Genomic DNA, 7,854 nt, shown 5'->3' on the forward strand with positions numbered 1-7,854 from the left:
TATGGAACCCGGGGCGGTTCAGGCAAAGGTGTACTCGGTCTTGGTGACACCCCACTCGGTCAGGACACGCAGCGGCGGTCCGCCGCCGGTGAGTTCGAACTCCTGGCACACGGGGCAACGCGGATCCTCATAGAGGTGCACGGTGACCAGGGCTTGCGGATCTCCGACAATGATGGTGGTGCCATCGGTGTCCAGCTTCTCGGGCACCACTTCCAACTTTTCGGACAGCGTTCCCAACTGGGCCAAGGCCGAATTCAGCGGATCCGGCTTCGGCCTCTGCGTCGTTCCCCCACCGCATCCGCTCACTGAGAGTCCCAGCGCACAAACTGTCAGGATGGCGGCCAACCGTCTTCCGGCGTACGTCAGCAGCATGTATCCCCCTCCTCGGACCAGGACATAGAGAGTAGGACGGGGGTGCGAAGGTCGTTGAGCGGGGTCTTCGGGTGGGTCCCGTTCTGGTCGTGTGGCCGCCGTTTTGGGCGCTGCCGCTCTCGCCGCGCGCGGCCCGACGTAGCTGGCGGACGCGCTGAGCGCGGTCACCTGACGGCGGCGCCGGAACACCTCGACCGGTCAGCCTCCGTAAGGCCCCTGCGGGCGGTGCGGAGGCTGGGGGTGCTGGGCGTAAGAGTTCTGCGGGCCGGGTGCGTACGGGTTCCTGGCGGCTCCCTGCGCGTACGGGTTCTGCGGGCCCGGCGCGTAGGGGTGGCCGACCGTGGTGGACGGGTGCGGGTGGCCGGAGGGGTTGTGCTGCGGCGGTACGTGCGGCAGTCCCGTCGGCGGGACGGGGCCAGGGGCGGGCGGCAGGGTGTCCTTGTGCTCCGCGCCCAGGCGCAATATCTCCAGGTGCGGGTCGATCCGGGTCTCCGGCTGGAGCAGCATCCTCAAGGCCGGCTGGACCGCATCTCTCCACGACACGTACTGCTCCGCCTGGTTGTTGAACGCCTGGGTCAAGGATGTCCTGCTCGTGTCCCGGCTATGCGCTGGCCTTCTCGACCGTCACGGTGAACGGAGCGTCGCCCGTCGGCGGCACCTCCGTCCATGGACCGGTGACACGGCAGCCGCCCTGCTCCAGGACCCGGTTGGCGGCGTCGGGGTCGAACGTTTCGTCGGGTCCGGTGCCGGTGCAGTAGCCGAGAGCGCCGCGGTCGGGGTCGCCGATGGAGACGTGCCAGTCGGGGCCGGCCGGCCTTCTCCGCGCGGGCGCGACGACGGCCCTGACGCCGGGCGGGAGTCGAGGGCTGTCACACGCGCCCGACGGGGGCGGGCTATGCACGTGTCGGACTGTCCAACGTGCCGCGCGCCGCGAGGTCACGCCACAACGTGACAACGCCGCCAGCGGACACCGGCGGGGGCGAAGACACCGGTAGAGTGGCACAGGGTTGGAATCGCTTCGGCGAAGAAATACCTTGGTACTGCCGTCGTGGTCCCGGGATGGCGTCCTGGCAACAGGCAGCGGTCTCTTGAGAGGCTCCGGGACACCTACTTCTTTCCTCGGGCCCGCACACCCTCGCAGCAGGCTCGGCGGCGGGCGGGCCAAGGCCGGACTGACCTGGGAAGCGGCAGTCGCCCGCGTCCAGAACGTCGACCGGCTCTTCCCGCCCAGGACGGCCTTCACCGACGCCCTGGCCGACGATGTGCACCGGCTCGGCACCGCACTCCAGGCGTACGGGGAGGCCAAGCACACCGCGGACCGCCATGGACCTGTCCTACCGGCACCGGCGATATCCCGTACACCGAGTAGAGGAGCGCGGCAGGACCTGGGTCCCCACCCGGGCGCCGACGCCTTCCCCGGCCAGCGCCGCGTTCGAGGACTTCCTGTGCTCCCACGCCGTCGCCCTCACTCCGCCCGCCCGCGCCTGCCTGGCCGGACTCTCCCAGGCCGGGCCCGACGAACTCCCCCTATGCTGGCGACACGAGGCCGCGATGCGCACGGTGTTCGCCACTGGCGGCGAAGCAGCCGACCTGCTGGCCGCCGGCACTGGTCCCCTGCCCGACGGCATGGCCTGGATCGACCTCCTGGACGCCACGGCACTGGAGAAGTTCCTCGCTGCCACGGAGCCCGATCAGGCCCCGTGGCTTCCCAGGCCGGGGAGAGACCGGCGCGCCCGCCATAGCGATGACCGTGGCATCGTCGCGGTAGCCCTCTTCGGCGGCTTCCGCGGCGGCGGTCAGTGCGTGGGCCAAGGCCTGTGGGTCCGCCGCGTGCGTGCGGCACAGCGCCTCCATGAGCTCATGACCCACCTGGTCCGAGACGTCGTCGGTCACGAGCAGGACCAGTCGGACGGATTTCCGGGATCTGCGTCTCGGTCGTAGCCATTGGCGCACGGCGGCTCGGTGCCCGGCCGCCGTGCCATCCCCACCGTGATCGTCTCCGCGTCCGTCGCGCGGCTGGTCCTCGTCTCGGTCATCGCCTTCTCCTTCGTGTCGGTCGACCGGGCCTGACCGGCCCGCCCTGTATCGGGGCAGGAGAAGAACTGCGTCAAAGAGTGCACAAAGATGGGAATTTGAGGCTGCTGGGGCAGAAGTGGTGAACGGAGCACGGCGGGAGGGGACGGTGCCGGTTCGGGCTGCGGCTGGCCCTGGGCGAGCGCATCCGGGCACTTCCCGCGATCCCCGCGCGCGGATGAACAGTGCTGCGTAGGCTGAACACGGCATCGTCCCGGTGGTCTCCCCCGTACCACCGGGACGATGCCGTGTTCAGCGGTCGCGGATCTGGCGGATCCCGTCGACCGGATCGGAGGCGGTACGGATGTGCTCGCGCTGCTGCTCGGGCCACCGCGTGGACTCGTCCCAGCGCAGGCCGCCGAGGTAGAGGTGGGTGAGGTCTGCGGACCTCAGGTCAGCGCCCCGAACGTCATGGCACGCGCGCTCGAGGAGCTCTTCAGCCTGCGCGAGATCGTCGGCCAGGCGCGTGAGCGTCCGGCGGGCCGCGCGGTGCGCAGCGGCGGCCACAGCGGCACGGCGGGCCGCGGCCGATTTTCCGGGGGGCCGTGGTGTGTCCGGCCCCGGTCGGATCGTTCAGGCCGCGGCAGCGCGCTGAGCGCAGCGCGGTGCCGGGTGGAGGAGGTGGCCGGGGTGAAGAGGCCGTAAGGCCGGCCGCGTTCGGTGGCTCAGCGGGCGCCGAGGTCGTGGGCCATCTGCTCTGCCTCCTGCTTGGTGAACGCGCCGGAGATGTCGATGCGCCCGCCGCTGATTGCGCTGTGCGCCGCGGGTGCGCTCAGCATTCGGTCGTCGAGGACGATGGCTACCTGCCGTGGTGGCGGGTTACCAGCCACCTCTGCCGTAAGCGCGCTGAACCTTTTGGCGTCCTCGCCATCAAAAATGATGCTGACGAACCACCCCTTCTCGCTGTTGAAACGAGCGTGCGCGGCGGCCAGCAGATCGACGTCCAGCCGGGTGCTGTTCGTACTGACGGTCGCACAGTAGGCGCCGTCCTCGGACGTGTAGGAGTTCGGGCCTGGTGTGGGACAGGGCCCCGGAGCGGTCTTGGTGACCGGGAGGAAGCTCAGGCGCCCGGTGGGCGCGACCATTCCGGGCTCGCCCGTGTTCCGGTCCCACAGAAAAAAGGCCGCTCCTACGGCACCCAGGACCAGCAGGGCCACGCCCCACAACCACGCCGTTCTCCCGCGGTTCCCCGGGCCCCCCGTCGTTGCGTCGGCTGCCATACTGCTGCCGCCGCCCTCCTGCCGGGTAAGGACGGCGGTGGGCGGCGCCGCCGGGACGGGCCGCGTCGTGGCATCCGGGGCGATGCGCCGCTGGGCCTCCTCGACCTCGCGCCCCCTACGCTCCCGGTGCTGGTCGATGGCCTGGACCCAGGATGGCGGCAGCCAGTCCGCCGCCCCGTGCGCGTCCGGACGCCGCAGCAGCTCGGCGGCGCACTGGTCCAGCAGTTGCCCGGCGATCGGCCGTGCCGCAGGGTCGAGCGACAGGCAGGGGCGTATCAGCGGATCGAGCTCCGCGGGCAGGCCGGTGAGGTCCAGTTCGCCCTGAGCGACGCGTACCAGTTGCTCCAGGGCTGGCCCGGAACCGCTGTCCTGGTACGGGGCGCGCCCGACAGCCAGGTAGAACAGCGTGGCGCCCAGCGAGTAGACGTCGGAAGCGGAGGTGCTGGTCTCGCCCCGTGCTTGCTCGGGCGCGGTGTACGCGATCGTTCCCAGCGCGGCGTGAGTTCGGGTCACATCGGCGGCCTGGGAGATGCCGAAGTCGATCACTCGCGGCCCTTCCGCGGGCAGCAGGACGTTTGACGGCTTCACGTCACGGTGCACCAGGCCGGCGGAATGCACGCTGATCAGTGCCTCGGCCATACCGGCCGCTATCCAGAGCACAGCGGAGTCGGGCAGCGGGCCACAGGTCTCGACCAGGTCTCGCAGGGAGGGTGCGGCGATGTACTCCGTGGCCATCCAGGGCAGTGGTGCCTCGGCGTCAGCGTCGACGATACCGACCGTGTACGCGCCCTGTACCCGACGCGCGAGGGACACTTCCCGGGCGAAGCGGCGACGATCGGCATCCGCAATGCTGCCGTCGGCGCCCTCGGACAGCAGCGTCTTGACGGCCAGGGTCCGCCCGCCCGGCGAGCGGGCCAGGTAGACGCACCCCATCCCACCGCTCGCCAGCTCGGCTATTACGGTGTACGGCCCGATGCATTCGCCCGGCTGCACCCTCACGGCTCTCCCACCCAGCATGCGTCCGCCCCCATCAGTGTCCGCTCACGACCTCAACGTGCGTCACTGTAATGGCGGCCTTGTTCACGAGGTGCATGGAAGCTGTGCCAGGGTGCGTGAAGCCGTGCTCCGTCATCGCCGCTTCAAGCCGGGTGTTGTGCTGCCTGCCCATCAGGTCCCCTGTCAGGTACCGGTCGTGGCGGGGACGGTAGTCCGGCCCCGCTCCCCCGCGGGTAAAACTGTCCGATCCACTCGCGGTATCTGCCCAGGTCCTGAGCCCGTCGGAGAAGCGCGGCCCCCTGACCCTCGTCGGCGCCCGGAACATCTGGTGCTTCGGTCACCGCGGCGGGCCGCGCTGTACGCCGTGGTCCGGGTGCCGGGGGCGGAGGACCTGGTGCTGGCTCCTTTGGCCTCGCACGCGGAAACCTGCGGGTGGGTCGTTCCGGCTGGGGCCTCACCTCGCTCGTACGGCTGGCGTGCGCGACGTCGGCGAACCTGGCCGGGCAGTTGCCGCGTCAGGGTCTGCATGAAGATCGACGCCCAGCACATCGACGAGCCCGGCCTCGTGGTTCTCGACATCGCCGCCGCCGACGAGGAAACCGCCCCCGCCGTAGTGACCGGGCCGGAACAGTGGTGGGCCGCCTCCGGCGCGTGTTGTGCGTTCACCGCTAGGGCCTGTACGGAGTTGTGACCAATGTTGGCTCTGCGGCGTATGAAGTTGATCTGGCTCCACGCGGTCATGGAGGTCGTGAAAGGCTCGTCGGATGGACTATGCGTTCGATGCGCCTCCCGTTGACCGGGAGCTTCTGGACTTCGCTGTGTGCCTGGCCGGTCGTGCTGGGCAGATGTCCGCGGAAGGTTTCTTTGGTGGTGGCTGGCGCAGCCGTCGCAAGGAGGACGGCAGCGAGGTCACCGAGATCGACGTGGCCGTCGAGGAGTTGATCCGGGCCGAGCTGGGTCGCAGGACGCCGGACGANATATGACTGCATGGTGAGACCCGGACGTCGCGCGCCCCGGGCTCCGGGCCGAGTGGTACGGGACCGGAACACGCCCCGGCACACCGCGGCCGTGCCGCCGTCGTGTGCCGGTGCGAGCCGGGCCCGGGGCCGCGTCGGCGGCCCGGTGCCTCATGCGACGTGTACGGAGTTGTGACCAATGTTGGCTCTGCGGCGTATGAAGTTGATCTGGCTCCACGCGGTCATGGAGGTCGTGAAAGGCTCGTCGGATGGACTATGCGTTCGATGCGCCTCCCGTTGACCGGGAGCTTCTGGACTTCGCTGTGTGCCTGGCCGGTCGTGCTGGGCAGATGTCCGCGGAAGGTTTCTTTGGTGGTGGCTGGCGCAGCCGTCGCAAGGAGGACGGCAGCGAGGTCACCGAGATCGACGTGGCCGTCGAGGAGTTGATCCGGGCCGAGCTGGGTCGCAGGACGCCGGACGATGGAATCTTCGGCGAGGAGGGAGGCGTGACCAGCGGGTCATCGGGATGTCGATGGATCATCGACCCCATCAACGGCACCACCTACTTCACCCACCGGGTGCCGCTGTTCACGAACGATCTCGCCTACGAGGACGAGTACGGTCCGGCCGTCGGCGTGGTCAACATGCCGCTGCGGCAGCAGATGGTGGTGGCGGGCCGCGGTCTGGGCTGCTGGGTGCTGCCGGGTCCGGACCCGGACCTGCGGTCGGGCCGACGTGCTCACGTCTCGGAGCGGACCGCCCTGGGCGGGGCGAGGACGCTGATGCACAACCCGGCGGGCTGGTCGGAGGAACTCCTTTCCGCTCTCCACCGTCGGGTCTTCCTCATGCCTTCGACGGGCATGATCGCGGCCCTGGTGACGGGGTGGGCTGATGCCGGGGTGATTGCCGGTCCGCCGATGGGTTACGAGGACGTGGCTCCGATGCCGGTCATCGTCACGGAGGCAGGCGGTCGGGTGACCGACCTGGGCGGGGCGTCCGTGCTGCAGGGTGATATGTCGGTGCTGGTCACCAACGGTCAGCTGCATAAGAAGTTCTTGCAGTTGGTGAAGGACTTGCCGCGCAGTCGCGACTGGCAGGCTCTCGCCGATGGGGATTAGTGCCTGCGCAAGGGCGTGATCAATCGCAGGAGCGGAGGCTGCGGAGCCAGATGACCGAGCCGCGAAGGTGGAGTGCCGCGAGATAGCTCTCGGGGGTCTTGTCGTACCGGGTGGCGATCCCGCGCCACGCCTTCAACTTGTTGATCAGACGTTCCACCGTGTTGCGGTCCCGGTAGAGCTCGGCGTCGTGGGCCACAGGCCGTCCGCCGCGACGGCCCCTCTTCTTGCGGTTGGCCGCCTGGTCAGCCTTCTCCGGGATGACCCCCTTGATCCCACGGCTGCGCAGGTAGGCGCGGTTGTGGCGGGAGGAGTACGCCTTGTCGCCGGCGACGGCGTCGGGCCGGGTGCGCGGCCGGCCCACCGAGCCGCGGACCTTGATGCCCCGCAGGACGGGGATGAACTGCGGGCTGTCGGCGGCTTGCCCGGGGGTGAGCACGAAGGACAGCGGACGGCAGCGCCGTTCGGCCGCCAGGTGCACCTTGCTGGTCAACCCGCCTCGCGAACGCCCCAGGGCGGCGGCCCTCAGCCGCGCGCGGCGCCGACGGCGAACCCGGCGCCGCTCGGCACGGGCAGGGTCGGCCGCCTCAGCTTCTTCCGCACCCTCTTGATCCTTTTGTCCCTTCCCGCGGCCCCCTTTGGCTTCTCGATGGCTTCCTCCAGGGCGGCCAGCACGTCCTCACTCACCCGTGCCCCCGCCGCGTCGTGATGTGCACGGGCGGTCGTAGAGTCCACGCTGACCAGCGAGAGGTCCACCTGCCCGCGTCGCGCGGCCTCGGCGATCAGCGCCTCCATCAGGGCCTGGAACACCCCGGCATCGCGCCACTGTCGGAACCGGTCGTAGATCGTCGACCACGGCCCGAACTCCTCCGGTATCTCCCGCCACTGGCTCCCGGTACGGAACCTCCAGACCACACCCTCGAACTGGTCCCGCAACCGGTGCGGATACGGCCCGTACCCGCCTATCGGCAGCAACGGTTCCACCAACGCCCAATCGACATCATTCAGTTCACGTCTCGCCACACGAATGTTCTACCGGCACGCTGATCACGACTCCGCAGGCTTCTTCACGAGGAGTGACAGCGGACCGCTGTCATGGCACTACCCTAGGTGAACATGAAG

8 protein-coding genes and 1 pseudogene are annotated in these 7,854 nt (G+C 69.6%); 2 read left to right on the top strand and 7 right to left on the bottom strand.

Annotated elements, in window-relative coordinates:
• Window positions 1-18 precede the first annotated feature (18 nt).
• From AMK22_RS37995 to AMK22_RS41670, 6 genes are all read right to left on the bottom strand, one after another.
• Window positions 19-372 carry a thioredoxin domain-containing protein gene (locus AMK22_RS37995; protein WP_079186611.1) on the bottom strand — a complete coding sequence of 118 codons (354 nt, stop codon included), beginning with the start codon at window positions 370-372 and terminating at the stop codon, window positions 19-21.
• A gap of 198 nt (window positions 373-570) precedes the next feature.
• Window positions 571-951 carry a hypothetical protein gene (locus tag AMK22_RS36895; protein ID WP_073792087.1) on the bottom strand — a complete coding sequence of 127 codons (381 nt, stop codon included), beginning with the start codon at window positions 949-951 and terminating at the stop codon, window positions 571-573.
• A 22-nt stretch (window positions 952-973) separates the two neighbouring features.
• Entirely contained in the window at window positions 974-1,273 is a 300-nt protein-coding gene (locus AMK22_RS36900) for a hypothetical protein (RefSeq protein ID WP_073792088.1), read from the bottom strand.
• Between the two features lie 626 nt (window positions 1,274-1,899).
• Window positions 1,900-2,265 carry a hypothetical protein gene (locus AMK22_RS36905; RefSeq protein WP_199883431.1) on the bottom strand — a complete coding sequence of 122 codons (366 nt, stop codon included), beginning with the start codon at window positions 2,263-2,265 and terminating at the stop codon, window positions 1,900-1,902.
• 432 nt (window positions 2,266-2,697) lie between these two features.
• Entirely contained in the window at window positions 2,698-2,952 is a 255-nt protein-coding gene (locus AMK22_RS36910) for a hypothetical protein (RefSeq protein ID WP_073792091.1), read from the bottom strand.
• A 158-nt stretch (window positions 2,953-3,110) separates the two neighbouring features.
• Window positions 3,111-4,664 carry a serine/threonine-protein kinase gene (locus AMK22_RS41670; protein WP_242434326.1) on the bottom strand — a complete coding sequence of 518 codons (1,554 nt, stop codon included), beginning with the start codon at window positions 4,662-4,664 and terminating at the stop codon, window positions 3,111-3,113.
• Window positions 4,665-5,187: 523 nt separating this feature from the next.
• Between AMK22_RS41670 and AMK22_RS39850 the strand changes: the two genes are divergently transcribed.
• Window positions 5,188-5,352, top strand: a complete 165-nt coding sequence (locus tag AMK22_RS39850; RefSeq protein ID WP_158072139.1) for a DUF6207 family protein — start codon at window positions 5,188-5,190, stop codon at window positions 5,350-5,352.
• A gap of 534 nt (window positions 5,353-5,886) precedes the next feature.
• Window positions 5,887-6,735, top strand: coding sequence for an inositol monophosphatase family protein (locus AMK22_RS36930; RefSeq protein WP_073792098.1), 849 nt, complete (start codon window positions 5,887-5,889; stop codon window positions 6,733-6,735).
• A gap of 19 nt (window positions 6,736-6,754) precedes the next feature.
• Here the strand turns inward: AMK22_RS36930 and AMK22_RS38000 are convergent.
• Window positions 6,755-7,755: pseudogene (locus AMK22_RS38000) on the bottom strand (IS5 family transposase).
• Between the last annotated feature and the right edge of the window lie 99 nt (window positions 7,756-7,854).

This window comes from Streptomyces sp. CB01580 (assembly GCF_001905795.1).
Lineage (GTDB): Bacteria > Actinomycetota > Actinomycetes > Streptomycetales > Streptomycetaceae > Streptomyces.